The organism is Roseomonas sp. CCTCC AB2023176 (assembly GCF_042259275.1).
Taxonomy (GTDB): Bacteria; Pseudomonadota; Alphaproteobacteria; order Acetobacterales; family Acetobacteraceae; genus Roseomonas.
Genome location: NZ_CP170086.1, coordinates 42,558 through 66,618, shown reverse-complemented (window position 1 = coordinate 66,618; position 24,061 = coordinate 42,558). Strand labels below are relative to the sequence as shown.

Annotated in this window: 22 protein-coding genes; 3 read left to right on the top strand and 19 right to left on the bottom strand. The window is 73.4% G+C overall.

Translation table 11 applies throughout. The annotated features are described in order from the left end of the window. Nucleotides 1–6: 6 nt before the first annotated feature. Nucleotides 7–1,680, bottom strand: a complete 1,674-nt coding sequence (locus ACE7GA_RS00325) for a ShlB/FhaC/HecB family hemolysin secretion/activation protein (protein WP_376094033.1) — start codon at nt 1,678–1,680, stop codon at nt 7–9. A gap of 373 nt (nt 1,681–2,053) precedes the next feature. On the opposite strand from ACE7GA_RS00325, the gene ACE7GA_RS00320 reads away from it, so the two are divergent. Next, on the top strand, nt 2,054–3,115 hold the full coding sequence (locus ACE7GA_RS00320; protein ID WP_376100538.1) for an IS110 family transposase: 1,062 nt from the start codon (nt 2,054–2,056) through the stop codon (nt 3,113–3,115). A gap of 189 nt (nt 3,116–3,304) precedes the next feature. Next, nucleotides 3,305–3,541, top strand: a complete 237-nt coding sequence (locus tag ACE7GA_RS00315; protein WP_376094030.1) for a hypothetical protein — start codon at nt 3,305–3,307, stop codon at nt 3,539–3,541. 90 nt (nt 3,542–3,631) lie between these two features. Here ACE7GA_RS00315 and ACE7GA_RS00310 read toward each other — a convergent pair whose 3' ends face one another. From ACE7GA_RS00310 to ACE7GA_RS00225, 18 genes are all read right to left on the bottom strand, one after another. Further along, on the bottom strand, nt 3,632–4,015 hold the full coding sequence (locus ACE7GA_RS00310; protein WP_376094027.1) for a hypothetical protein: 384 nt from the start codon (nt 4,013–4,015) through the stop codon (nt 3,632–3,634). A 25-nt stretch (nt 4,016–4,040) separates the two neighbouring features. Beyond that, complete coding sequence (locus ACE7GA_RS00305; protein WP_376094024.1) at nt 4,041–7,190, bottom strand: efflux RND transporter permease subunit; 3,150 nt, start codon at nt 7,188–7,190, stop codon at nt 4,041–4,043. A 10-nt stretch (nt 7,191–7,200) separates the two neighbouring features. Next, nucleotides 7,201–8,898, bottom strand: a complete 1,698-nt coding sequence (locus ACE7GA_RS00300; RefSeq protein ID WP_376094021.1) for an efflux RND transporter periplasmic adaptor subunit — start codon at nt 8,896–8,898, stop codon at nt 7,201–7,203. Then, complete coding sequence (locus tag ACE7GA_RS00295) at nt 8,825–10,102, bottom strand: TolC family protein (RefSeq protein ID WP_376094018.1); 1,278 nt, start codon at nt 10,100–10,102, stop codon at nt 8,825–8,827. The genes ACE7GA_RS00300 and ACE7GA_RS00295 overlap by 74 nt, the downstream gene beginning before the upstream one ends. Continuing rightward, nucleotides 10,099–11,304, bottom strand: coding sequence for a TolC family protein (locus tag ACE7GA_RS00290; protein ID WP_376094015.1), 1,206 nt, complete (start codon nt 11,302–11,304; stop codon nt 10,099–10,101). Before ACE7GA_RS00290 ends, ACE7GA_RS00295 begins: the two co-directional genes overlap by 4 nt. A gap of 61 nt (nt 11,305–11,365) precedes the next feature. Beyond that, the gene (locus ACE7GA_RS00285) at nt 11,366–11,695 is read right to left on the bottom strand and encodes a hypothetical protein (RefSeq protein WP_376094012.1); all 330 of its coding nucleotides are present in this window, start codon (nt 11,693–11,695) and stop codon (nt 11,366–11,368) included. Then, nucleotides 11,692–11,922: a DUF1289 domain-containing protein gene (locus ACE7GA_RS00280; RefSeq protein WP_376094009.1), complete on the bottom strand. Its 231-nt coding sequence runs from the start codon at nt 11,920–11,922 to the stop codon at nt 11,692–11,694. The genes ACE7GA_RS00285 and ACE7GA_RS00280 overlap by 4 nt, the downstream gene beginning before the upstream one ends. Then, the gene (lspA, locus tag ACE7GA_RS00275) at nt 11,922–12,209 is read right to left on the bottom strand and encodes a signal peptidase II (protein ID WP_376094006.1); all 288 of its coding nucleotides are present in this window, start codon (nt 12,207–12,209) and stop codon (nt 11,922–11,924) included. The genes ACE7GA_RS00280 and lspA overlap by 1 nt, the downstream gene beginning before the upstream one ends. 104 nt (nt 12,210–12,313) lie before the next feature. Continuing rightward, a complete protein-coding gene (locus ACE7GA_RS00270) occupies nt 12,314–12,520 on the bottom strand; it encodes a hypothetical protein (protein WP_376094003.1) in 207 nt (68 codons plus the stop codon). Between the two features lie 9 nt (nt 12,521–12,529). After that, the gene (locus ACE7GA_RS00265) at nt 12,530–13,222 is read right to left on the bottom strand and encodes an HAD-IC family P-type ATPase (RefSeq protein WP_376094000.1); all 693 of its coding nucleotides are present in this window, start codon (nt 13,220–13,222) and stop codon (nt 12,530–12,532) included. Next, on the bottom strand, nt 13,204–13,515 hold the full coding sequence (locus ACE7GA_RS00260) for an HAD family hydrolase (protein ID WP_376093997.1): 312 nt from the start codon (nt 13,513–13,515) through the stop codon (nt 13,204–13,206). Before ACE7GA_RS00260 ends, ACE7GA_RS00265 begins: the two co-directional genes overlap by 19 nt. Beyond that, nucleotides 13,470–13,727 (bottom strand): hypothetical protein, encoded by a 258-nt coding sequence (locus ACE7GA_RS00255; protein ID WP_376093994.1) that lies wholly within the window; start codon nt 13,725–13,727, stop codon nt 13,470–13,472. Before ACE7GA_RS00255 ends, ACE7GA_RS00260 begins: the two co-directional genes overlap by 46 nt. 39 nt (nt 13,728–13,766) lie before the next feature. After that, a complete protein-coding gene (gene modA / locus ACE7GA_RS00250; protein WP_376093991.1) occupies nt 13,767–14,543 on the bottom strand; it encodes a molybdate ABC transporter substrate-binding protein in 777 nt (258 codons plus the stop codon). 41 nt (nt 14,544–14,584) lie between these two features. Beyond that, the gene (locus tag ACE7GA_RS00245) at nt 14,585–14,980 is read right to left on the bottom strand and encodes a hypothetical protein (protein WP_376093989.1); all 396 of its coding nucleotides are present in this window, start codon (nt 14,978–14,980) and stop codon (nt 14,585–14,587) included. Between the two features lie 206 nt (nt 14,981–15,186). Further along, entirely contained in the window at nt 15,187–16,008 is an 822-nt protein-coding gene (locus tag ACE7GA_RS00240) for a sulfite exporter TauE/SafE family protein (protein WP_376093986.1), read from the bottom strand. A 132-nt stretch (nt 16,009–16,140) separates the two neighbouring features. Beyond that, nucleotides 16,141–16,956, bottom strand: coding sequence for an alpha/beta fold hydrolase (locus ACE7GA_RS00235; protein ID WP_376093983.1), 816 nt, complete (start codon nt 16,954–16,956; stop codon nt 16,141–16,143). 327 nt (nt 16,957–17,283) lie between these two features. Further along, on the bottom strand, nt 17,284–19,794 hold the full coding sequence (locus ACE7GA_RS00230; protein ID WP_376093980.1) for a PAS domain S-box protein: 2,511 nt from the start codon (nt 19,792–19,794) through the stop codon (nt 17,284–17,286). Beyond that, nucleotides 19,787–19,918 (bottom strand): hypothetical protein, encoded by a 132-nt coding sequence (locus ACE7GA_RS00225; RefSeq protein ID WP_376093977.1) that lies wholly within the window; start codon nt 19,916–19,918, stop codon nt 19,787–19,789. Before ACE7GA_RS00225 ends, ACE7GA_RS00230 begins: the two co-directional genes overlap by 8 nt. 545 nt (nt 19,919–20,463) lie before the next feature. On the opposite strand from ACE7GA_RS00225, the gene traA reads away from it, so the two are divergent. Continuing rightward, the gene (traA, locus tag ACE7GA_RS00220; protein WP_376093974.1) at nt 20,464–23,676 is read left to right on the top strand and encodes a Ti-type conjugative transfer relaxase TraA; all 3,213 of its coding nucleotides are present in this window, start codon (nt 20,464–20,466) and stop codon (nt 23,674–23,676) included. The last annotated feature ends 385 nt before the right edge of the window (nt 23,677–24,061 follow it).

Below are 24,061 nucleotides of genomic sequence, written 5' to 3'. Positions count from 1 at the left end.
TGGACCTCAGAACCGCAGGAGGGTGACGACGGTGACCCGATCCTCCGTGCGGCGGAGGTCGGAGCGGTCGGCGCGGCCGTATTCGACGGAGAGGGTGACCCCCGAGAAGCTCGCCGTCGGGGCTGCGGCCAGGCGAAGGCCGATCCCATAGGCGGTGGCCCGCGTGGAACGGCGCTCCACAGCGCTCGGCTGCTCCAAGTTGATTGCGCCGAACGCGCCGAAGATGTAGGGCGCCATCCCCAACGCGACGCCCGCCGCGTCGGTCGAGAGCGGAGCCTGCAATTCGCCGCGGATGACGTAGCCCGAATCCCCCTGCACGGCGCCCGCATCGAAGGCGGAGAGGCCCGTCGTCGTGACGAGCCCGATCTGCTCCGAGCGCGGTAGCGCCGCCCCGAACGACATCTGTGCGCGCGCGGAGATCTGCACGGCGAGGTTTTCCAGCAACGGCTGGTCGAAGCGCAGAGCCGCCTCGAGCTTCGTCAGGTCGGGGCGGGCGCCGATTCGCGAGAGCGGCAGGTCCGCGTTGCACGACCGTGCGCCGAGGCCCGCAATCCCCTGCGAGCCCGTCACGCGCCCGGCCAGGATTCCGCCGCCCGGCAGGACGGCGAATCCCTCCATCGCGAGGCGGGCGATCCGCAGTTCATCCAGCGCGAGGCGCGCGGAGAACGGCGTCGTGCTCTCCAGCAGTTCGGATTGAATGTCGAAGGCGCCTTCGACGCTCAGAGTCGCGGTGCGGCCGCGCAGAAGCGGATAGCGCAGGCGGAGGGAGAGCCGCTCGAAGGTCGAGGTGAAGTTGACCGCCCCGGCGACCGGGCGCGGCGTCGCCTTGCTCTGCGTCGCCTCGAGGTTCGCGGTCAGCCCGTCCGTGCCGATCGGGACGATGATGCCGCCGGCGAGCGTCCGGTTCCGCGGCTCCGCATCGAAGGCTTCGCTGCCCGGATAGCCGCTGGCGCGCAGGTACACCTGCTCGCCCAGTCTGAGGACGGAGTTCAGGTCGAGTCCGAAGCCGAGCACCGAGCGACCGAGCGCGGAGGAGAGCGTGTTGTCGTAGGAGACGAAGCCAGATACGGGCTGATGCCGTGCCTCGACGACGAGGGTCGTCGTCCCCGGCGCATCGCCGGGCGAAAGCGTGGAGCGCAGGGCCGTGCCCGGCGTATCGCCCGCCAGCAGCAGCCGGCGCTCGATTTCCGACAGCGTCAGGCCGCCGCGACCGACGAGCGGCAGGATGAGACTTTCGACGCGGTCGCGGATCGGGGGCGGGAGCGAGGACGTGTCCACACGCCCTATCGCCCCATCGACGACGAGCAGCCGCACGTCGCCACCATCCGCGAGCCGCTGCGAGGGGAGCACGACGCGCGCGAGGACGTAGCCCCGCCGCGCATAGGCCTCCTCCAGCGCGCGTGCCAGGCGGAACAGGTCGGCGACCCGCACGCTCCGCCCCTCCAGCGGCGCGGCCAGGGTCCTCGTCTCCGCCTCCATCGGCGCGAGGCCGTCCGTCACCACAACCCGGCCGACGCGCACCGAGAGCGTCTCCGCGCCCGATGGAATCTCCGCGCCGGCCTCGCCTCGGATGTCCAGCCCGGTGCCGGCCGCTGTCGGCCCGACCGGGGCAAAGCTTGGCGGCGTGATCTGCCCCGCCGATTGGCTGAAGGCATCGGCTGCCGGGAGGGCGACCAGCACCGTCAGGAGTTGGAGCAGGACCCAGAGGCGCAGCCCGGCGGATCGAGGCCCGCCACCCGGAATAGGCGAGGAGCGCCCCCGCACCGAGCGAGCTACGGCGGGTCGGCTACAATCATGGATGGTACAAATGAGGCTGATTGCGCGTCTCACGGTAGCTGGAGGCTTACCGGAATAACCCGTGAGCGCAAGGAATTCTCGCTCTGGCCGTGCTTGTTCACCGGCGTGATCGCCCCGATGCGCGTGTCCCGGTTCGTCGCCCTCGCCGCGTGATGGCCGACTTCGCCAACAGGGTCCCTGCGTTTACGGGATGGCCCGCCCCTCTTCCCGGCAGCGCTAAGCTGCCCGGGCAACCGGAGGAAGGGGAGTGCTGTCCATGTCGCGTGCTGTTCGTGGCGAGATCGCGGTCCTCGGGATCGACCTCGGGAAGAACAGCTGCAGCGTCGCGGCCCTCGACGCCGCGGGACGCGTGGTTCTCCGGCGCCGCATGCGGCGCGAGGCGGTCATCGCCCTCGCCGTCGAGCTGCCGACGTGCGTGGTCGCGATGGAGGCCTGCTGCGGAGCTCACCACGTCGGCCGCCAGCTCGCCGCACGCGGCCACGACGTGCGCCTGATGCCGCCGGAGTACGTGCGCCCCTACGTCAAGGCGCAGAAGAACGACGACCGCGACGCCGGGGCGATCGCCGAGGCCGCGACGCGGCCGACGATGTGCTTCGTTTCCCTCAAGACCGAGGCGCAACTCGACATGCAGTCGCTCCACCGGGCGCGCGAGCGCCTCGTCGGTGAGCGCACGGCGCTGATCAACCAGGTCCGGGCGCTGCTGCTGGAACGGGGCATGACCGTCCCGCAGGGAAGACACAAGATCACCCCCGCGGTGGACGCGCTGCTGGACAATGATGCCGACCTGCCCGCTTCCATCTCGCCCCGGGTCCGCCTGCTGCTGGAGGACATGCGCGCGGAGTGGCGCGAGCTGGACCGGCGCATCGCCGCCTTCGACGCCGAGTTCCGCGCCTGCGCTGCCACCGACCCGGCCGCGCGCCGGCTCGCGACCGTACCTGGCATCGGCGTCCTGAACGCGACCGCCCTCGCGTCCGCACTCGGCGACGGTGCTCCGGCCTTCGCGCGGGCGCGCGACGTGCCGGCGTGGCTCGGCCTCGTGCCGCGCCAGGCAACGACAGGCGGCAAGCCGAAGCTCCTGGGCATCAGCAAGCGGGGCAACGGCTACCTCCGCAAGCAGCTCATCCACGGCGCGCGGTCGGCGCTGCCGAAGGTGGCCGCGACCGAGACGCCGCTCGGCGCCTGGCTGCGAGGTCTGCTGGGGCGGACGCACAAGAACAAGGCGGTGGTCGCGCTCGCTGCCAAGCTCGCCCGCATCGTCTGGGCGGTGCTGCAGGGTGGGCGGGACTACGACGCGCGCGCGGCCGTGGCCGCGGCGTAGGAACAGGAGATCGGTCGCGGGCGCCGCGTCGGCGCCGCGACCGCCGAGGTCTGTGGGAGGTGGAATACGTGATGGCCTGACGGTCGACCGGCGTCCCGGAAACCTGGTTCTGTCAATGGCAGTCCATGCCGAGGCGTTTATGAGGACCGGGGTGCGCGGAGCTCCATCATGGCGGGGAGCGATGCTCCGATGCCGGATACGTTGGCCCAGACTGCTCGGACCGGATCGTCGAAACCACTTGCAGACGGGGCGGGCCATACGTTCAAGTCGCCGCAGCAGGCCCAGCGGTTCCTCTCGGCACACGCGATGATCTTCGGTCATTTCCGGCCACGGCGGCATCTGATGACGGCCGCTCAGCACCGCCGCGCTCGCGCCAAGGCCTTCCGGGTCTGGCGCAAGGAGACAAGCGTCCAGATCGCGGTGTGATGCTCCGCGGTCTTCGTCGTGCCGCCACACCCGGCCTGGCGCCGAACAAGTAGGCAATGCCATGGGGCGTCCCGACCAGGCTCGCGCCGATCAGTCGAAGGCGAAGCGCGCCTGCCGAGCCGGCTGGCCCGGAAGGGTGACGCTCGCGACCACCCGTGCGCCGCGCGCCGGAAACTCGCCGCGGGCGACGAGGTAGGCATCCCCCGGCCCCGTCTCGAAGCGCAGGTTCTGGTTACGTCCACCAGCCTGCACGACGGCCGTGGCGGAGGCGCCGCGCGCGGTCGTGGGGCGGTCCTGCGCGTCGAGGAGGTAGAGCCGCAACTCCCCGTCCCGGGCGACGAGTTCGACGTGGCCGTTGCCGATCTCGCCGATCTTGCCGCCATTCGGACCGGCGCCGTGGCTGTGGCCGTGCCCCTGGGCGAGGGCGGGGAGGGGAGCCGACGCGAGGACGGCGAGGAAGAGGCGACGGTTCATGGGGGGTTCTCCCTGGGGTTGATCGTCAGAAGGTGTCCGCGACGGCGCCCGCGGGGGCGGCGGCGCGGCGTTCGCGCTCGGCAGCACGGATGCGCTCCAGCGCCGGCCGCCCGAAGCGGTGGAAGAGGAGCGGCGTGACGAAGGCGTCGAGGAGCGTCGCCGTCAGGAGGCCGCCGAGGATCGTGATCGCGACGGGGGCCAGGATTTCCTTGCCCGGCTGGTCCGCCCCGATCGTGAGGGGGATGAGGGCGAGGCCCGCCGCGAGCGCGGTCATCAGCACCGGCGCGAGCCGCTCTCGCGACCCGCGGAGGATCATTGCCACTCCCCAGCGTTCGCCCTCGTGCAGGACGAGGTTGAGGTAGTGGCTCACCTTCAGGATGCCGTTGCGCGTCGTGATGCCCGTGAGCGTCACGAAGCCGACCATCGTCGCGACGGAGAGGGGCTGCCCGCTGATCCAGAGCGCAGCGACGGCGCCGATGAGGGCGAGGGGAACGTTCCCCATGATGACGGCCGCGAGAACGGCCGAGCGGTAGCGGGAGTAGAGCACGACGAAGATGAGCGAGAGTGAGACGAGGGAGAGGAGGGCGATTGTGAGCGAGGCCTCCTCCTGTGCCCGGAAGGTGCCCTCCAGGCTCACTGCGTAGCCCTGCGGCATCGGGTACTCCGCGACGACGCGTCGGATGCCGGCGATGACCTCCGCCATGTCCGCGACCCCGTCGGTGTTGGCGGAGACGACGATGCGGCGCCGCGCCCCCTCGCGGAGGATCTGGTTCGGGCCGTCCGCGTCCTCGACGCGGGCGAGGAGGCGGAGCGGCACCCGGCCCGCGGGCGTTTCCACGAGGCCGTCGGCGAGGCGCGCCGTCGTCCGCGCGTCGTCAGGCAGCCGCAACACCACGTCGTAGCGTCGGGCGCCGTCCACGATCTGGCTCACCACCTGGCCGCCGGTAAGGGATTGGAGGGCTTCGGTGAGGTTGGAGGCCGAGACGCCGTAGAGGGCGGCGCGCTCGTGGTCTATGGCGATCCGCACCTGGGGGATGCGGACCTGCCGCTCGACTTGGAGGTCCGCGGTGCCCGGCACGCCCTCGGCGATCCGCGACCGCAGCCCTTCGGCCACGGCACGGAGCGTGTCGAGGTCGTCGCCGAACACCTTCAGCGCGATCTGCGCCCGCACGCCCGACAGCATGTGGTCCAGCCGGTGCGCGATCGGCTGGCCGAGGGAGACGTTCGCGGGCAGCGCCGAGAGGCGCGTCCGGAGGTCTGCCAGCACTTCCGCCCGGGAACGGTCCGAAGGGGCCAGATCGAGGTCCAACTCCGAGACGTGTACGCCCTCGGCGTGCTCGTCGAGTTCGGCGCGGCCCGTCCGGCGTCCGACGTGGCGCACCTCCGGCACCCCGGCCGCGAGGCGCTCCGCCACGCGCCCGTAGGCGTTGCTGTCGGCGAGCGAGATTCCCGGCCCGAAGGAGAGGCTCACGAGGACGGTGCCTTCGTTGAAGGCCGGCAGGAAGGCTCGGGGCAGGAAAGGCAGGCTGGCCCCGGCACCGACCACGCCGACGACCGCGAGGGCATAGACAAGCCCGGGCCGCCGGAAGGCGCCCCTCAGCGCCCGGTCGTTCGCGCACTTGAGCCAGGTGAGCAGCCGGCCCTCGTGGTCCGAGAGCCGCTTCATGCGGGGGAGGAGGTAGTAGCAGAGGACGGGGGTGACGGTAATGGAGACGACGAGGGAGGCGAGGATCGAGACGATGTAGGCGACCCCGAGCGGCGCGAAGAGCCGTCCCTCGATCCCCGACAACGCGAACAGGGGTACGAAGACGAGGACGATGATGAGGGTCGCATAGACGATGCCCGAGCGGACTTCCCCGCTCGCCCGCGCGATGACCGCGAGCGCGCCCTCCGGCTCGCCCGCCTCCCGGTTCTCGCGCAGCCGCCGGAAGATGTTCTCGACGTCCACCACCGCGTCGTCCACGAGCTCGCCGATGGCGATGGCGAGGCCGCCGAGCGTCATCGTGTTGATGGAGAGTCCGGAGGCAGAGAACACGATGACGGTCAGGAGGATCGAGAGCGGGATCGCGGTGAGCGAAATGAAGGTGGTGCGGAAGTTGAGGAGGAAGGCGAAGAGCACGACGGAGACCACGACCACCGCCTCCGTGAGCACCTTCTGCAGGTTCTTGATGCTCGTCTCGATGAAGGTCGCCTGCCGGAACTGGACCCGGTCGGCCTTCACCCCGCGCGGCATCGTCCGCTGGATGTCGGCGAGCGCGGCCTCGACTTGGCGGGTCAGGGAGATCGTGTCGGCCTGCGGCTGCTTCTGGACGCCGAGGATGACGGCGGGGCCGGCGTCCGCCCCAGCGTCGCCGCGCTTGAAGCGAGCCCCGAAATCCACCTCCGCGACCTGGCGCAGGAGGATCGGCTGCCCCGCCCGGAAACCGACGACGGCGTTGCGGAGGTCGTCCAGCCGCGTCGTGCGGCCGATGTTGCGGATAAGGTATTCCCGCCCGCCCTGGTCCACGTAGCCGCCGCCGGAGTTCGTGCCGAACTGCCGCAGCGCGGCCACGAGGGCGTCGTGGGTCACGTCGAGGGCGTACATCCGGGCGAGGTCCGGCATCACACGGAACTGGCGCACCTCGCCTCCGATCGGGATGACCTGCGAGACGCCGGGGATCGTGAGGAGGCGCGGCCGGATGACCCAGTCCGCCATGTCGCGGAGGTCCATCGGCGAGACGGAGCCGTCGGAGGGCGCCGTCATCGCGACGAGCATGATCTCGCCCATGACGGAGGAGACGGGTGCCATCACCGGCTGCGCCGTCGGCGGCAGGTTGCCCCGGATCTGTCCCAGCCGCTCCGCCGCGAGCTGGCGGGCGCGCCAGATGTCGGTGCCCCACCCGAACTCGGCATAGACGATGGAGAGGCCCGCGGAGGAGACCGAGCGGACGCGCTCCACCCCCGGCAGGCCGTTCATCCCCGTCTCGATCGGGAAGGAGATGAGCTGCTCCGTCTCCTCCGGCGCGAGGCCCTCGGCCTCGGTGATGATCGTCACCGTCGGGCGGTTGAGGTCCGGGAAGACGTCGAAGCCCATCCGGGTGAGCGTCCACGTCCCGTAGGCCGTGACGATCGCGGCGAAAACGAGGACGAAGAGCCGGTTGTTGAGGGAGAAGCGGACGAGGGCGTTGAACAGCACGGCCGCCTCCTCACCGCACCTGGGCGATCATGCCGGCGGCCCGCACGACGACGCGCGTCCCCGGCTCGATCCCGGCCGTCACGAGGACGCGGGCGCCGTCGAGGGGCTCCGCGCGGACCTGGAGGGCGACGAAGCGCTCGGGCGCGACGTGGGAATAGACGACGGGCGGTCCCTCCGCGCTCCGCACCACCGCGTCGGCGGGGAGCACGACGCCCTCCTGCGCGCGAGGCAGGCGGAGGAGGACGGTGACGGGCGAGCCGACGGAGAGGCCCTCGGGCGGCGACGTCATGCGGAAGTTCAGCGGCACCGCGCCCTGACGGGCCGACAGGCCGCGGCCGAGGAGTTCGAGGGGCGTCGTCCGCCCGTCGGGCAGGAGGAGGCTCGCGCCGGAGACGGTTCCCTGTGCCGTGCGGTCGAAGGCGAGGGCCTCCACCCAGAGGCGCGAGGGGTCCACGATCTCGAAGATCGGCGCCTGCGTGTCCACGATCCCGCCGATTGCGCCCCGCACGATGGAGACGACGCCGGAGACGGGGGCGACGAGCGGCTCGCGCCCGGAGAGCGAGGGCTGGACCGCCGCGCGGCGCTGCCGCAGCCCCGCGAGTTCGGCGCGCGCCTCGCTGATCTCGCGGTCGGACACGGAGCCGCGCAGCCCGGCGAGGCGGTTCGCGCGGGCCTCGGCGATCGCGATCTGCTGGTCGAGTTCCGCGAGGCCCTGCTGGAGGGTGCCGCGCTCCGAGATGGAGTAGGCGGGCGTGACGTAGGCAAGGACCTGCCCCCGCTCCACCGCCTGCCCCAGGCCGGGCAGGCCACGGTCGCCCGGCTCCAGCCGCCCGGTCTGGCTTGCCTGGACCCGGCCGCTCGCGTTCAGGTCGGGCACGATCGCGCCGACGAGCTGGATCGCCGTGTCCGCCCGGCTCCGCTCGGCGCGGGTCGTGCGGACCTCAAGCAGCCGCTGCGACGCCTTCGGCATGAAGACCGCGCCGTCCGGAAGGCGGCGCGGCGGTTCCGGGGCGGTCTGGGCGAAGGCGGGCGCGGCGAAGAGGGCGGTCAGGAGGAGGGCCGCGACGGGCGCGGCCTTGCGCGGCGCGGGAGCGTCGGCAGCCTGCACGGCGACGGGAGCGGGTGCCGCGCGGACCGGCGCCGCCACGGCCGGCGGGTCCTCCTCGACCATCGGCGGCAGCGGGCGCGCGCGGGATGCGCGGCCGACGACGAGGCCCGCGAGGAACAGGCCGGCGCCGCCGATCCAGAGGACCGGCGCCTCCTTCAGGGCGTCGAGCCAGCCATGCGCGGTGGCACCCTCGCCGGGAGGTGCGGGCACGTCGAAGGCGCCCGTGAGGAGGTCGGATTCCGAGCCCGCCGCGATCGAGAAGGTGAGGTCGTAGCCGCCCGGCCGCGTCAGCGCGGCGAGGCGCGCGCGGTAGGTCGCCGGGCCGACCCGCTCCGCCTTCACGATCTCCTGGCCGAGCATCACCTCGATATCCGCCCCGTCCACCGGTTCGTTCGTCGCCGCGCGGTCGAGATAGATCGTCAGCGTCCCGCCCTCGCCCAGCACGCCGACGAGTTCGAATTCCTCGGAGGTCGCGTTCACGCGGGGCGCGGCGCTCGCCGGCCCGGCGGGCTCGTCGTCGTGCCCCTCATGCGCGCGGGCCGCGGGGGTCACGGCGGCCGCGAGGGCGAGCGCGAGGGCGCCGCGGCGGGTCGTTCGCATCGTCATGGCTCCTGGCCCAGCACCTGGTTGATCTCGGAGGCGGCGCGCCCAGCCTCCGCGCGGGCGCGGCGGCGGCCGGCATCCGCCTCCGCGAGCTGCGCCCGGACGCGCGCGACCTCGATGAACGGCAACTGGCCGCCCCGGTAGGCGGCCTCGTAGAGCCGCGCCTGCTCCACCAACGCGCCGTGGCGGGCCTCGGCGAGGCGGGCGGGTCGAGGGCCGCGGCGCGTGCCTCCCGCGCCCGGTCCACCGCGCCGCGGAGGGCACGCTCCGTCGCGGCGAGTTCGGCCTCGGAGGCTGCCGTCGTCGCGCGGGCCTCGGCGAGGGCCTCGCGGTAGGTCGGCCCATGGCGCAGCGGCAGGCGCCCGGAGACGACGGCATTCGGCGAGAGATCCTCGCCGCGCGCGTCGCGCTGGACCCGCACGCCGAGGCCGATGTCGGGGTTCGCGCGGTCGCGCGCCGCCGCGAGGCGCTCGTTCGCCCGGTTCGCCTCGACAGCGGCACGGCCCGCGGCAAGGCGGGGATCGTCGTCGCGCGGTGCGGCCGGGGCCGCGCCCGACGCGGCGGCGCGCTCCTCCGGCGCGGCCGTCGGTTCCAATCCCGTCAGCACGCGAAAGGCGATGGCGGCGGTGCGGGCGGCGGCGGTCGCCTCCCGAAGCGCGGCCTCCGCCTCCCGCGTCGCGGCGGTCGCGACGAGGAGGTCCGTGCGCGGGGCGTTGCCAGCCCCGACGCCGCGCCCGACATCGGACTCCAGCGCCCGTGCCGCGGCGAGGCGCGTCCGGCCGGCCTCCGCCGCCGCGGCGGCGATGGCCCAGGTCCAGTAGGCCTCCCGCACCTGCCCCGCGAGGAGAAGGCGCGCCCGGGCGAGGGAGCGGTCGGTCGAGGCGCCCTGTGCATCCGCGAGGCCGCGCAGCGCGCGGGACTCGCCCGGCAGCCACAGCGGCGCGCTCGCGCCGGCGTCGAGCTGGAGGTAGCCCCGGTTCTGCGCGACCGCGTCGCTCCGCACGCCGCCGTTGAGGGTCGGGGCGCCGGGGAGGAGCGCGTCGGCGCGGGCGCGCCGCGCGTCAGTCACCGGCCGCTGCGCCTCCAGGGTGCGGACTTCCGCGCTCAGCCCGAGCGCGCCCGCGAAGCCCTCCCGGATGCCCGCGGCGTCCGCGGGGGCCGGGAGGGCAAGGGCGGCGGCGAGGAGGAGGATGCCCCTCATCGCAGTTCCGCCCCAAGGGCTTGGTTGAGGCCGGACGCCGCGCGGCCGACGGCAACGCGGGCGCGCGCCCGCGCGGCTTCCGCATCGGCGAGCGCCGTCCGCGCGCGGATCACCTCGATCAGTGCCGTCTCGCCGGCGCGCCATGCGGCCTCGACGAGCGCCGTCTGCTCCGCGAGGGCGGCCCGGCGCGCCTCGTTGGCGCGCAGCACGCCGTCGGCCGCGTCGCGTTCCTCCCGCGCCCGTGCCACGCCGCCGGGGATCGTGCGCGCCGCGGCGGCGACCTCCACCGCGGCGGCTGTCGCCGTCGCTCCCGCGACCGCGGCCCGTTCGCGCTGGAGGGGCGGGCTGCCGAGCGGGATCGTGAACAGCACGGCGGCCCGGGTGCCCCAGGGCTGGCCGAAGGCATCGCGTTCGTGCCGCAGCTGGAGGGCAACCTCCGGGTTCAGGCGGTCGCGGACCGCGACGAGGCGCTCGTTCGCGCGTCCCGCCTCCACCGCCGCCCGCGCGGCGGCGGTACGCGGGTCGGCGCCCTCGGCCGGGACCATCGCGAGACCCTCCGCCGGGCCGTCGCTCGGCTCCTGTCCCGTCAATGTCCGGAAGGCGAGGGCCGCGTTCCGGACAGCCAGGTCGCCCGCGCGGAGCGCCGCTTCCGCCTCCCGTACCGAAGCCGTCGCGGCCAGCGCGTCGGCCTCCGGCGACTGCCCGCCCGCGACGCGCCGCCGCAGGTCGCGTTCGAGGGCCCGCGCCGCGACGAGGCGGGCCCGTGCGGCCTCACGCAGGGCGAGGGTGTCGCGCCACGCCCACCAGTCCGCGCGTACCTCACCCGCGAGCGCGAGCCGCTCCCGCGCGACGGAGGCGTCGAGGGCCGCGAGGCCCGCCTCCGCAGAGGCGCGGAGGGCTCGCGCCTCGCCCGGCAGCCAGAGCGGCACGCCGATCTCGCCCTCCACCTCCCGCAGGCCCCTGTCGCGCGTGACCCGGTCCGTGCGGTAGGCGATCACGCCGGCCGGCGCCCCGGGCACGAAGGAATCGGCCCGCTCCAGGCGGGCGACGAGGACCGCGCGTTCCGCCTCCAGCGCGCGGATCGGCGCGGACAGCGCGACGGCGCCCGCGAAGCCCGCCCGCAGATCGGCGGCAGCGGCCGGCGAGGCGAGGATGAGCGCGGCGACGGCGAGCCGGGCGCGCGGGGAGACGGGGAACGACATGGTGGCGGTCCGGGAAGGGGCACGGGGCGACGACCGCACCCGTCCTTCCGGACGGCCGCGGCTAGGTGCGGTGCCCCGCTCGCGGTGGCTCGGCCGGCAGGTCGGGCGGTCGCGACGCGGCGGCCCGCCCCGCGGCCGGAGCGGTCGCGTCGAGGATCGTCACCGAGGGCGTCGGGATCAGCGGCACTGCCGGAAGCGCCGCGCGGGCCAGGTGGCAGAGGCCGCAATCCACGCTGCCCGTGCCGCCCTCGTCGTGGCCGCCCGCATCCATGGCGACGACCGCGCCAGCGGCGGGTGCCGCATGCACGTGCCCCGTTAGCCCGGCCGTCAGCAGGACGGCAAGGAGCGCGAGAAGCCGCGCGAGGCGGTGACGGCCGAGGCGCCGGATCATCGGGGCCGGGACATGCGCCGAACCTTACGAAACGTCAATGTGGAGCCGGGCGGCGAAGGCACGCCGCGACCGGTCCGTGCCGCGGTGACAGCGGCGATGGCCGCCCGCCGCACCTCCGTCGCATCCGGCCAGGCCGCGATCTCGTCGAGGGTGCGGCCGCGCGCCGTGCAGAACGTGCCCGACGCGTCGAGGGCGCAGATGCCGCAGCACGGGGAGGGCGTCGCCATCACGTGCCGGCCACGGCGCGGCGCGGCCGGAAGCCCGCGACGAGGAGCAGCCCGACGCCGCAGACGATCGCGATGTCCGCGACGTTGAAGGTCGGCCAGTGCCAGCCGTCGTAAAGCGCGTCGAGGAAGTCCGCCACCGCGCCGTGACGGACGCGGTCGAGGATGTTGCCGGCGGCGCCCCCGATGACGAGGCCGAGGGCGAGCGCCTCCGCCCGGTCGGTCGTGCGCCGGAGCCAGATCAGCAGGAGGCCGACGACGCGGAGCTTCGCGAGGACGAGCAGCGGCACGGCCCCCGCCGCGGTCTCCGCGAGGATGCCGAAGCTCCCCCCGTGTTGAAGCCGAGCCGGAGGTTCAGGATGGGCAGCACGACGAGCCCTGCGGAGTACGGGGGTCACAGGGCGTCGAGCGCCGAGGCCTTCGTCGCCTGGTCCGCGAGGAAGGCGGCGAGCGCTGCCGCGAGGCCGGACCGGATCACGTCGTGGAACCTCCGATGGCGTCGGTCCTCGTCGCGCGCTCGCGCCAGTGTTCCTCCCGCACGGATTGGGGAGGCGCCGGGGTTCGGCACGGCCAGGGTCGCGACGGCGCGGCGTGGGGGCATCGGCTTCGGTCACTGGGAGGGCTTCCAGGCGAGCAGGCGTAGGGCGTTGAGGGTGACGAGGACCGTCGCGCCGGTGTCGGCGAGTATCGCGAGCCAGAGGCCCGTCGTGCCAGTGACCGTCGTCACGAGAAAGACGAACTTCAGCCCGACCGCGATCGCGACGTTCCCCTTCACGTTGGCGAGGGTGGCGCGCGAGAGCTCGACGAGTTCCGCGACCCCCCGCACGCGCTCCCGCATCAGCGCGGCGTCGGCGGATTCCAGCGCGACGTCGGTGCCGCCGCCCATCGCGATCCCTGCCGTCGCGGCGGCGAGGGCGGGGGCGTCGTTGATGCGGTCGCCCACCATGACGACCGGACCCGTCGCCGCCCGCGCCGCGATCTCGCGCAGCTTGTCGTCGGGGAGGAGCGAGGCCTTCACGTCGAGGCCGAGCGCGCCTGCGATCGCCGCGCCGGTGCGCGGGTTGTCGCCCGTCAGCATTACGGCTCCGACGCCGAGGCGCCGCAGCGCCGCAATCCCCTCGGCGGCGTCCGCACGGGGTTCGTCCCGCATCGCGACGATCCCGAGGAGCGCGCCGTCGCGCGTCACGATGACCGCCGTCTTGCCCTCGCCCTCCTGGGCGGCGCCGGAGGCGGCCGCGCAGGAGGGCGAGCCGACGGCGACGAGGGCACCCTCAACGCGCCCGCTCACCGCCTTGCCGGGCACCGCGCCCGCCTCCGTCGCGGGCGAGATGCCGGTCTCTCGCGCGCCGCGGCCTCCGCGAGGATGGCGCGGGCGAGCGGGTGCGAGGAACCTGGCTCCACGCCCGCTGCGAGGCGGATCACCTCCGTCTCCCGCACGCCCTCCGCGGGCCGCACGTCGGTCACGCGCGGGTGCCCCGCCGTGATGGTTCCGGTCTTGTCGAAGGCGACGGTGCGGGCGCCGCCGATCGCCTCCAACGCCGCGCCGCCCTTCACCAGCAACCCGTGCCGCGCGCCCGCCGAGAGGCCGGACGCCATCGCGGCGGGCACGGAGATGACGAGGGCGCCGGGCAGGCGACGAGGAGGAGCGCGAGGCCCCGGTAGAGCCACGTGCCCCATTCGCCCCCGAGGAAGAGCGGCGGCACGAGGATGACGAGGAGCGATGCCGCCATCGCGCCGGGTGTCCAGACCGTCGAGAAGCGCTCGATGAAGCGCTGCGTCCGGCCGCGCGAGGCCGTTGCCTCCTCCACGAGCCGCGCGATGCGGGAGAGCGTGCTGTCCGCCCCGCGTCAGCGCACCGAGAAGCCGAAGCGGCGCCAGGTCTCCGCCGCCTCGGGCCCACGCAGGAAGTCGAGGAGCGCGCGGGCGCGGTCGTTCCCCGCCGCGCGGCGCGTCAGGGCGAAGGGATAGGTGACGGGCGTGTGGCTCTCCGCCGGGAAGGTGCCGATCACCCGCACCCCGGACGAGGCCGCGGCGTCGGTCGCATAGACGATGCCGAGCGGGGCCTCGCCGCGCTCTACGAGGAGGAGGGCGGAGCGGACGTTGTCGGCCCGGGCGAGACGGGGATTGATCGCGGCCCATGCCCCCATCCAGGTCAGGGCCTCCTGTGCGTAGCGGCCCACCGGAACGTTGGAGGGATCGCCGGTAGCGAGCCGGCCATTCGGGCCGAGCAGCGCCGCGAGGTCGGTGCCGCGGCCAAGTTCGACGGGCCGGGCCGCGTTCGCCGGCGCGATGAGGACGAGGGCGTTGCCGAGGGGCGAGGCACGCGTACCCTCGGCCAGCAGGTTCCGTTGTTGCAGGTAGTCGGCCCAGGGCTCGTCGGCCGACATGAAGTGATCGGCGGGTGCCCCCTGCTCGATGTGCCGCGCGAGGGCTGAGGACGCGGCAAAGGAGAAGCGGGCTGGCGAGTTGCCGCGCGTCTCCCATTGGCGGCCGAGGTCACGCAGGGCGTCGGTGAGCGAGGCGGCGGCAAAGACCGTCAGCGGCTCCTGCGCGCGAAGGGCACCGGAGGGGAGCAGCAATGAGGCGAGGGCAAGGGCTAGGAAGCGGCGGTGCAGGCGACGCATGGGAGACCCCGTACTACCGGGGCGCGACCTGGCTCGTGGCATCAGTTCGGCAACGGCAGGTCCGGGCGGCACTCGGCCGCCTCGGCGATTTCGCCCAGCCAGCCGAACGGCACGACGAAGGACCCGGCGAAGCCGTCCTCCGTCGAGAGGGTGAGGATGCGGCGCGCCCCGTCCGGCGTCGCCTCCACACGCCAGCCGCCGAGCGGATAGACCACGCGCAGGCTCGCGTCGCGGTGCCGCCGCCGCAGGGCCTCGGAGGCCAGCCGCGGCAAGGTCATGAGAAGCTGGGCGAGGCAATCGGCGGGGAGGGTAAGGTGTGTCGGCACCCCCGCCTCGTCCCGCAAGCCGAGGCGGACGAGGGAGCCGTCGGGGGCGACGCCGCAGTCCAGCAGCGCCTCACCCCGGATGTGCACGTCGCCCGCCCCGATCCCGTCCATGCCGGTCCTGCTACGCTGACCACGTCGTTATATACGATGGCGCATAGCGGGCAACGGGAACGAAGGAGTGGAGTCCGGCCGCGCGGCGGCCCTGACCGGCTTTCAGCCCTTGGGTACGGGTTGCGACCCGAAGACTCCGGACGGGAAGGCCGTGGCATCCCCCCGAACGCCCGGCTGACCGCGCGAAGCGCAAGCTTGACGCGGCATCAGGACCTGTGGGCGCCGTGCCGCCAGACCTTCACCGCCGAGACCAGCAGGATCACCGCCAGCGCCGGCAGCAGCACGGCACCCGGCACGACGCCGAGCAGGCGCCCGCCGATGAAGGCGCCGACGACCGATCCGGCCGCCATCACTAGCAGGAACAACCGGTTGCGGCCGAGGACGGAGAAGCTTCCGTCGCGGCTGTAGCGGGCGAAGCCGACGAGCATCGTCGGCAGGCTGACCGCGAGGGAGAGGCTTCCGGCCAGCTTCACGTCCGCTCCGAAGAGCAGGACCAGCGTCGGGATCAGCAGCTCGCCCCCGGCCACGCCCATGATCGAGGCCACGACGCCGATCCCGAACCCGGCCGCCACGCCCGCGACGAACTGCGCTGTGCCCGTCACGGGGGCCGCGCCCGCCGTCGCGTCATGCCCGAGGAGGAGCACGGCCGCGATCACCACCAGCAGCCCGGCGATGACGCGGTGGAGGGACTCCGAGCGCAGGCGGGTCGCCCAGCCCGCGCCCAGCCACGCGCCGAGCAGGCTTCCTGCCAGCAGGTTGAGGATCACCGGCCACTGCGCGGCGACCTCGCCAAGGGGCACGGTTCCCATGCGGAAGGGCAGGGCGGTCGCGACGACGACGAGGCTCGTGGCCTTGTTGAGGATCACGGCTTCGAGGGCCGCGAAGCGGAAGAGGCCGATCAGCAGCGGCAAGCGGAATTCTGCCCCGCCCAGCCCGATCAATCCGCCCAGGGCACCGATCACCGCGCCGCCGCCGAAGGCAGCGGGCAGGCTGCGCCGAGCAGCGGACGGCGGAAGGCTAAACGACATGGCGTTATCTTCAACCGAGCATAGCACGAGGGCAAACCGATCCTCGGTGCGGAAATCGGGGCTTATGCATCGCTACGGTATCGGCAGAGTGTCGCGATTCTAAACCACGGATTTGCGGATTGACGTCTGCCCTCAACCCGAGCAGCGGGCGAGGATGTTGCCGATGAGGTCGGCCACCTTGTCAGGCCGCTCAAGTGCCGGCAGGTGCGCGACGCCCTCCATCCCGTGCCAGGACCCGCCCGGCACTGTCGCCGCGACGTGGCGCGAGCGCGTTACGATGTGCGGGAAGGCGAGGTCACCCTGGATGACGAGGGTTGGCACCGCGACCTCGCCGAGCCGCCCGTAGGCCGGCGCCCGGTCGAGGTTCGCCCCCACCGGGGCCAGGCGGAGCGCGGTCCCGATCATGTCGAGGAACAGCCGACGCGCCGTGCCCCCGACCCGCCCCTCCGGCGCGAGCGGGCCGTCGAGCCAGAGCCGGGCCTTCGCCGCCGCCGCGCGACCTGGGTCGCCCGCCGCCTCGGCCTCTCCCGCCCAGGCTACCAGCTCCGCGATCTCTGGCGGGTAGTCCGGCGCGGGCGCTCCCTCGACGCTCGGCGCGATGAGCACGAGGCCGCGGACGCGCGCGGGATGCCGCAGCGCCGCGTCGAGCGCGATCCTGCCGCCCATGGAGCAGCCGACGAGGACGGCGGGCGCGCCGTCCGTCACGGCGTCGAGCACGGCCAGGAGGTCAGCGACCGCGGAGTGGTCCTCCCGGTCGGCCCGCGTCGCGCCGAAGCCGCGCCGATCGTAGGCGACGACCCGGTGCGCCGCACCTAGGCGCCCCATCGGCCCGTGCCACTCGCGCCGGTCGCCGGCATTGCTGTGGAGGAAGGCGACGGGCTGGCCCTCCCCGATCACCTCGGCAGCGAGGGAGGCGCCGCCGGAGGCGACGTGACGGATCGCTGGCATGCTCCCAACCTAACCCGGCGCGTACGAAGGTGCACGACGATGGCACCCAGGTCCGGCGAGGGAAGACACGGGGAGGGTACCGGACGCAGAGCCGCAGACAACTTGCCGAAGTGGTGCGCAAAGGGCGAAGCATCGCCCAGTCCCTTCAGTTGGTCGGAGGTGCGCCCGCACGAATGGAAAACCGTGATCTGGCGAGCGTGTCGTGGCGTGCCCAGCGCGTTGCCTAAACATTGTCCCCCGAAGGCCCGCCGCGACCCCGTGATTGATCGTGCACCAGAGCCGAGCGGTTCCTTACGAAGATCCTGACGGTTCGTCGGGAACCGCTTGCTAGGCGCCGGGGTTGGTGTCGCCTGACGATCTGCCCGGCCCCAGGATGGCTTGCACCCGCCGCGCCAAGTCGTCGAGATCGAAGGGCTTGCCGATCACCTCGAAGCCGGGCGGCAAGGATGCGGCGGCGTAGCCGGTGACGAACAGCACGGGCAGCCCCGGCCGTCCCTCGCGCACTGCCTCGGCCACCTGGCGCCCGTTCATACCGTTCGGCAGCCCGACATCGGTGACCAGCAGGTCCGGGTCGGAGGAAGTCAGCGTCCGCAGCGCCTCCGGCCCGTCCCGCGCCTCGATCACCGCGTAGCCCAGGTCGCGCAGCCGATCGGCAACCGGCCCGCGCACCGCCTCCTCGTCGTCCACCAGCAGCACCGTTGCCCGAGCGACGGCACGGGGCGGCGGCGGTGCATCCCGCACCTCGGCCTCCTCCGCACGGTCGTGCAGCGGCATGAGGAGGCAAACAGTCGTCCCCTGTCCCGGCGTGCTTTCGATGCGCACGAGCCCGCCCGACTGCCGCACGAAGCCGTACACCTGGCTCAGCCCGAGCCCGGTGCCCTGGCCCTGCGCCTTCGTCGTGAAGAAGGGGTCGAACACCCGCTCCAGGACCTCGGGTGGCATGCCGGCGCCGGTGTCCGCGACACGGATCGTCACGTAGTCGCCCGGCGGCGGGTCCTCGATGCGCTGCAGGTCGTCGGCCGAGAGCTGAACGGCCTCCGTGCTGACCGTCAGCCGCCCGCCCCCGGGCATGGCATCGCGGGCGTTGATGCAGAGGTTCAGCAGCGCGCTCTCCAGCTCGTTCGCGTCGCACAGCACGCTTCCGACCCCGTCGTGCAGCCGCAGCTGCAACTCGATCCCAGGCCCCACCGTGCGGCGGATCAGGTCCGCCAGCCCCGCGACGAGGCCATCCGCGTTGACGGGCCGCGGCTCGAGGCGCTGCCGCCGCGCGAAGGCGAGCAGGCGACGTGTCAGGCCAGCCGCCCGGCCCACCGCCTCGCGCGAGGCGTCGAGGTAGCGTCCGACCTCCCCACCCCGGCCCTCGGCGATGCGACGCCGCGCCATGTCGATGCCGCCCGCGACGCCCTGGAGCATGTTGTTGAAGTCGTGCGCGATGCCGCCCGTGAGCTGACCCACCGCCTCCATCTTCTGCGCCTGGCGCAGGCTCTCCTCGGCGGCCATCAGCTCCGCGGTGCGCTTGGTGACGAGTGCCCCCAGCTCCTCACTGCCGCGCGCCAGCACCTCGCGCGCCCGCACCTGGTCCTCGATGTCAGTGGAGGCTCCGACCCACTCGATAATTCGGCCGCCCTCATCCCGCACCGGCACGGCACGGGTCTGGAACCAGACGTAGCGGCCCGAGCCCGCATGGCGGATGCGGTAGTCTGCCTGGAACAGTCCGATCTCCTCCGTTCTGGCCCAGGCATCGCGGGCCGTCTGTCGGTCTTCGGGGTGCAGCGCTTCGAGCCAGCCCTGGCCGCGACTGGCCTCGATGGAGAGGCCGGTATAGGCGGTCCATTGCGGCCCACCCCAGTTCCACTCGCCCCGCGCCGCTGAGCGCCAGATGAGCTGCGGCAATGCCTCGACGAGTGCGCGATGGCGCCCCTCGCTCTCGCGCAACTGCTCCTCGACCCGACGGCGCTCGGTAACATCCTGGCCGATCTTGAAAAACCCGTGCAGCTCTCCGTCGGTTCCGCGCAGCACCCTGTTGCTGCCTTCGATGAACACCCGCGACCCATCCTTGCGGGGGTGCCAACGGACGTTCGCCGCGACCCCCTCGACGCGGGCCGTCTCGAACTCACCGTCATAGGCGCCACTCTCGCGATCCTCGGGCGTGAACAGGAAACCGGTAGGCTGTCCCACAGCCTCGGCCGCGGTCCACCCGAAGACCGCCTCCGCCCCAGGGAACCAGTCGGTGATCCGGGCCTCGGCATCAGTGACGAAGATCGCGTAATCGCGCGCGGCCTCGACGATGAGGCGGAACCGCTCTTCGGTCGTCCGTAGCCTGTGGACCTGATGCAGGCGGTCGATGACCGGGCCGAGGATGGTCGCGTAGGTGCGGAGGAACTCCGAATCCTCCGGGCCGAAGTCGCGCGGCTCGTTGTGGTCGACCTGAAGGAGGCCATAAGGCTTCCCGCCGGGCAGGAAGATCGGCACGTTCGCCAGGGCGATCACCCCGGCCTCCTGAAGGAAGGCGGGCAGCTCGAATCGGACCTCCTCGCGGATGTCGCGGGTGATGACAGGCTTGCCGGACGCGATCGAGAAGGTCTCGGAGGAGCGCTCGGTCATTTCCAAGCGCACCCGGCCGACGACGTCCGAGCTCCAACCAACGCCCGCCCGAACCAGGAGGGAGCGACCGTCGTCCTGGATCTCAAGGATCTTGGCGTGGTTCGTCTCCAATGCCTCGCCGACGAGGCGGCATGCCTCGGTCAGGATCTCGTCGAGGTTATCGCTGCGTAGCGCGAACTCGCCGAAGCCGGCGAGCGCCCGCTGCCGCCTGACCATCCTCTCGACGTCAGGCATGCCGTTCCCCCGCCGCCAGTTCAGTTGGGCCTGGGTTCGTTCCCGTGGCGAGGGAGGCATTGCGCGGCAGGTCGAGCGTCCCGGTGCCATCCGTCTTGCTCGCCCGTAAGAAGTCGATCAGCACCGGGCGTCTTTCGCTTCACCAACGACGGCACGAGCGATCACGGCGGAACGTCACTCCAGGTCGCGGCCGACCCTGGCACAACCGACCATTCCCTCGATCTGCCGCAAGTCCTCCTTGACACGATCGTGTGAGCCCGCGGCGTGGCAGTCCCTCGAGGCCGGAACGCGTCCCGTGCCGAACCCTGTCGCCCGCTGAGCATCGCTCCCGCCAGACGGGGGATCTGCGGCTAATGGCAAGGCAAGACCTTCGCCGCCCGTCAGTTCGCGATGCTGAGGGGACCGAAGCAGCGAAATGCGCTTATACGTCGCCGGGGGCGACGTGGCGGAACCGTGAGGCGGGCACGGGCGGAACGGTCCCGCCCGCCGGGTTCCCTCTCCGGCCCGCTGCGGGCACGGTCCGGCCGTGGCGATCTACCACTTCTCCGCCAAGGTGATCTCGCGAGCCTCGGGCCGCAGCGCCGTCGCGGCGGCCGCCTACCGTTCCGCCTCGCGGCTGGACGACGAGCGGCTGGGCCGGGCGCACGACTTACCGCCAAGGCCGGCGTCGTGCATTCGGAGATCCTGCTGCCGGAGGGCGCGCCGGAGCAGTGGCACGACCGCGCGACGCTGTGGAACGAGGTCGAGGCGGGCGAGCGTCGGCGCGACGCGCAGCTCGCGCGCGACGTGGAGATCGCGCTGCCGCGCGAGCTGTCGAAGGCCGAGGCAGTTGCGCTGGCGCAGGACTTCGTCCGGGGGGAGTTCGTCGCGCGCGGGATGGTGGCGGACCTGAACGTGCACTGGGGGGTGGGCAAGGACGGCGAAGCGCAGCCGCACGCGCACGTCATGCTGACGATGCGCCGCGTCGGGGGCGACGGGTTCGGCCCGAAGGCGCGGGACTGGAACAGCACCGAGCTACTGACGGGCTGGCGCGAGCGCTGGGCGGAGATGGCGAACCAGCGGCTGCACGAGCTGGGGCACGACGCCCGCATCGATCACCGCTCCCTCGCGGCGCAGGGCATCGCCCTGGAGCCGCAGGGCAAGGTGGGGCCGGCGGGCGAGCGCCGGGCGGAGCGGGGCGAGGACGCCGAGCGGCGGGCCGAGCACGACGCCAGCGCGCGGCGGAACGGGGAGCGGATCGCCGCGGACCCCTCCGTCGCGCTCGACGCGATCACGCGGGGGCAGTCCACCTTCACCCGACATGACCTGGCGCGCTTCGTCTCGCGGCACACGGACGGGGCGGAACAGTTCGCTCAGGTGATGGCGAAGGTCGAGGCGGCGCCGGAGCTGGTGCGGCTGGGGGAGGACGGGCGGGGGCGGGAGCGGTTCACGACGCGCGATACCCTCGCGGTCGAGCGGCGGATGGAGGAGGCTGGGGCGGCGCTGGCGGGGTCGCGCGCGCACCGGGTCGAGCGGACCATGGCCGAGCGCGCCCTGCGCTCGGCCGAGGCGCGCGGGATGCGGCTCGGGGAGGAGCAGCGGGCGGCGATGCGGCACGTCACCGAGGGCGGCGACCTGGCCCTCGTCGTCGGCTACGCCGGCACGGGCAAGAGCGCGATGCTCGGGGTGGCGCGCGGGGCGTGGGAGGGCGCCGGCTACCGGGTCAGGGGCGCGGCGCTGTCGGGCATCGCGGCCGAGGGCCTGGAGGCGGGTTCGGGGATCGGGTCACGCACCCTCGCCAGCCTGGAGTGGGGCTGGAAGGAGGGCCGCGAGGCGGACCGCCTCACGCCCCGCGACGTGCTGGTGGTGGACGAGGCGGGGATGGTCGGCTCGCGGCAGATGGAGCGGGTGCTGACGCAGGCCCACCAGGCCGGGGCGAAGGTCGTGCTCGTGGGCGACCCGGAGCAGCTTCAGGCGATCGAGGCCGGGGCGGCGTTCCGGGCGCTCGCGGAGCGGCACGGGGCGGCGGAGATCGCCGAGGTGCGACGGCAGCGGGAGGGGTGGCAGCGCGACGCCACGCGGGAACTCGCGACGGGGTACACGGGGGCGGCGCTGGACCGCTACGAGCAGGCCAGCATGGTGGCCGGGCACGGCACGCAGGACGAGGCGCGGGCGGCTGTCATCGCGGGCTGGGCGGCGGCGCGTCGGGAGAGCCCACATGCCTCCCGCATCACGCTGGCGCATACGCGGGGGGACGTGGCGGCGCTGAACCGGCTGGCGCGCGGGGCGATGCACGAGGCCGGGGCGCTCGGTCAGGAGCACCAGGTGGCGACCGAGAACGGCCCACGCGTGATGGCGGCCGGCGACCGCGTGATGTTTCTGCGCAACGAGCGGGCACTCGGGGCGCAGGCTGACGGGGGCGGGGGTGCTGCGGTGAAGAACGGTACGCTCGGGACGGTGCTCGCCGTCGAGGCGGGTGGCGAGCGCCTGACCGTGGCGCTGGACGGCGCGGGCGGGAGGGCCGGGGAGGGGAGGGCGGTGACGTTCTACCTCCGCGACTACGGCCACCTGGACCACGGCTACGCGGCGACGGTGCACAAGGCGCAGGGCGTCACCGTGGACCGCGCGCACGTGCTCGCCGGGCCGGGGATGGACCGACACATGGCGTACGTCGCCCTCACCCGACACCGCGAAGGCGTGCAGCTGCACTGGTCGGCCGAGGCGATGAGGAGCCGGGAAGGGCTGACGCGAGCGCTGTCGCGGGAGCGGGCGAAGGACACGACGCTCGACTACGCGGGACCGGAGGAGGGGCGCGAGGCGGCGCGCTTCGCGGAGAGGCGCGGGTTCAGCCCGCTAGCGCCCGCGAGCGAGATCGTGGTGCGGCGGTCGGAGCAGCAGCCGGCGATAGAGCACTCCCTTGGTAAGGGAGAGGTCGAGAGGGCCGCGCCGGCGCCGCTGCTACCAGCCTTTCACAGCCCGTGGGGCCGCGACAGCCTCGGGCGAGGCACGACGGTGGGCGAGCTGCGCGCCGCAGCGGACGCGGACCGCGATGTGCGGCGTGCGGAAGCGGACCGGGAGCGGTGGATCGAGACGGCCTACCGCGACCCGGAGGCGGCGCGGGCGCGCTTGGCCGCCCTCGTCGCGGCGAGCGGGGGCGACCTCCGCCGCACGGCGTCCCGGCTGGAGGCGGAGGGCCCGGAGAGCCTCGGGGTGCTGCGGGGCCGGGAGGGGCTGTTCGCGAGCCGGGGCGCGGAGCTGGAGAGGGCGAGGGCCCGGGGTGCGGCACGGTGGATCGCCCATGGCCTGGAGGACGAGGCGAGGCACCGGGCGCGGGCGGCGGACGCCTACACCCGGTCGGTGATGGCGCAGCGGGGCCGGGACGCGGTGGAGATCACCGGCCTCTCGCCCCGGGCCTGGAAGACGCTGGAGGACGTGGCGCGGGCGCGCGGGGCGGCGGCGCGGCGGGAGGGGCCACACGAGGGCTGGCACGCGCAGGAAAGGCGGCGGGACGCGCTGGTCGGGGCGGCGTGGGAGCGGGGCCGGCGGGCGGGGGTGGGCGAGGAGCTGGGGCGCTTCGTCGCGGCGGCGCTGGCGCGGCTCGGGGAGGAGGGGGTGCGGGCCTGCTACCGGGCTGCGGGACGGGGCGAGGCGCCGACGGTGGCGGGCACGGCGCCGGAGCAAACCCCGGACCTCGCGCGGCTGGCGCGCGGGGTGACGCTGGCGCGCGAGGGAGCGGAACGGCACCGGTCGCACGGCTGGGCGATGGAGGAGCGGCGGCGCGAGCGCACGGCAGAACGGGTGGAGATGCGGGAGAGGGCGGCAGAACGGGAACGGCGCGGGCTGCCGCCGGAACCGGAGCGCCAGCACTACAAACAGCGGCAGGGACCGAAGCTGAGGATGTAGGGAGTGCTGCGGGCGTCAGCACCTCGATATAAGCGGAGCCGGTTCGACGGACGACCAACTCCGTCTCCAGCCTCGGATCAATGGATCGTTGGCGTGCTCAACCAATCTGATGTGCCGCGTATGTGGGATGCAGGTTCGCACCGATCGGACGGAATGGGTGAGGATCGGGAAGCGCAGCCGTCAGGACGTGTTGAAACAGTTGCGTGGGGCCGTGCAGGGCCGTGGGCATGAGCACGCCAAATGGTTCGTGGCGGCCCATAGCGGCTGTCCAGACCGAGAAGGACAAGCATCGGACGTGGCAAAACACCTCGGACATCGGGAGGGTCGAACCTCACAGGCTGTCTTAGCAGCTGTTCCTCTCCTGCTCGCAGGTTGGCTAGCCGCC

Excerpts from the sequence above, each read along its gene's own strand:
- ACE7GA_RS00320 (WP_376100538.1), top strand. The coding sequence starts at position 2,054 with ATGTCGCGTGCTGTTCGTGGCGAGATCGCGGTCCTCGGGATCGACCTC.
- ACE7GA_RS00315 (WP_376094030.1), top strand. The coding sequence starts at position 3,305 with ATGCCGGATACGTTGGCCCAGACTGCTCGGACCGGATCGTCGAAACCA.
- ACE7GA_RS00310 (WP_376094027.1), bottom strand. The coding sequence starts at position 4,015 with ATGAACCGTCGCCTCTTCCTCGCCGTCCTCGCGTCGGCTCCCCTCCCC.
- ACE7GA_RS00300 (WP_376094021.1), bottom strand. The coding sequence starts at position 8,898 with ATGCGAACGACCCGCCGCGGCGCCCTCGCGCTCGCCCTCGCGGCCGCC.
- ACE7GA_RS00295 (WP_376094018.1), bottom strand. The coding sequence starts at position 10,102 with ATGAGGGGCATCCTCCTCCTCGCCGCCGCCCTTGCCCTCCCGGCCCCC.
- ACE7GA_RS00290 (WP_376094015.1), bottom strand. The coding sequence starts at position 11,304 with ATGTCGTTCCCCGTCTCCCCGCGCGCCCGGCTCGCCGTCGCCGCGCTC.
- ACE7GA_RS00285 (WP_376094012.1), bottom strand. The coding sequence starts at position 11,695 with ATGATCCGGCGCCTCGGCCGTCACCGCCTCGCGCGGCTTCTCGCGCTC.
- ACE7GA_RS00280 (WP_376094009.1), bottom strand. The coding sequence starts at position 11,922 with ATGGCGACGCCCTCCCCGTGCTGCGGCATCTGCGCCCTCGACGCGTCG.
- ACE7GA_RS00270 (WP_376094003.1), bottom strand. The coding sequence starts at position 12,520 with ATGCCCCCACGCCGCGCCGTCGCGACCCTGGCCGTGCCGAACCCCGGC.
- ACE7GA_RS00260 (WP_376093997.1), bottom strand. The coding sequence starts at position 13,515 with ATGGCGTCCGGCCTCTCGGCGGGCGCGCGGCACGGGTTGCTGGTGAAG.
- modA (WP_376093991.1), bottom strand. The coding sequence starts at position 14,543 with ATGCGTCGCCTGCACCGCCGCTTCCTAGCCCTTGCCCTCGCCTCATTG.
- ACE7GA_RS00245 (WP_376093989.1), bottom strand. The coding sequence starts at position 14,980 with ATGGACGGGATCGGGGCGGGCGACGTGCACATCCGGGGTGAGGCGCTG.
- ACE7GA_RS00240 (WP_376093986.1), bottom strand. The coding sequence starts at position 16,008 with ATGTCGTTTAGCCTTCCGCCGTCCGCTGCTCGGCGCAGCCTGCCCGCT.
- ACE7GA_RS00235 (WP_376093983.1), bottom strand. The coding sequence starts at position 16,956 with ATGCCAGCGATCCGTCACGTCGCCTCCGGCGGCGCCTCCCTCGCTGCC.
- ACE7GA_RS00230 (WP_376093980.1), bottom strand. The coding sequence starts at position 19,794 with ATGCCTGACGTCGAGAGGATGGTCAGGCGGCAGCGGGCGCTCGCCGGC.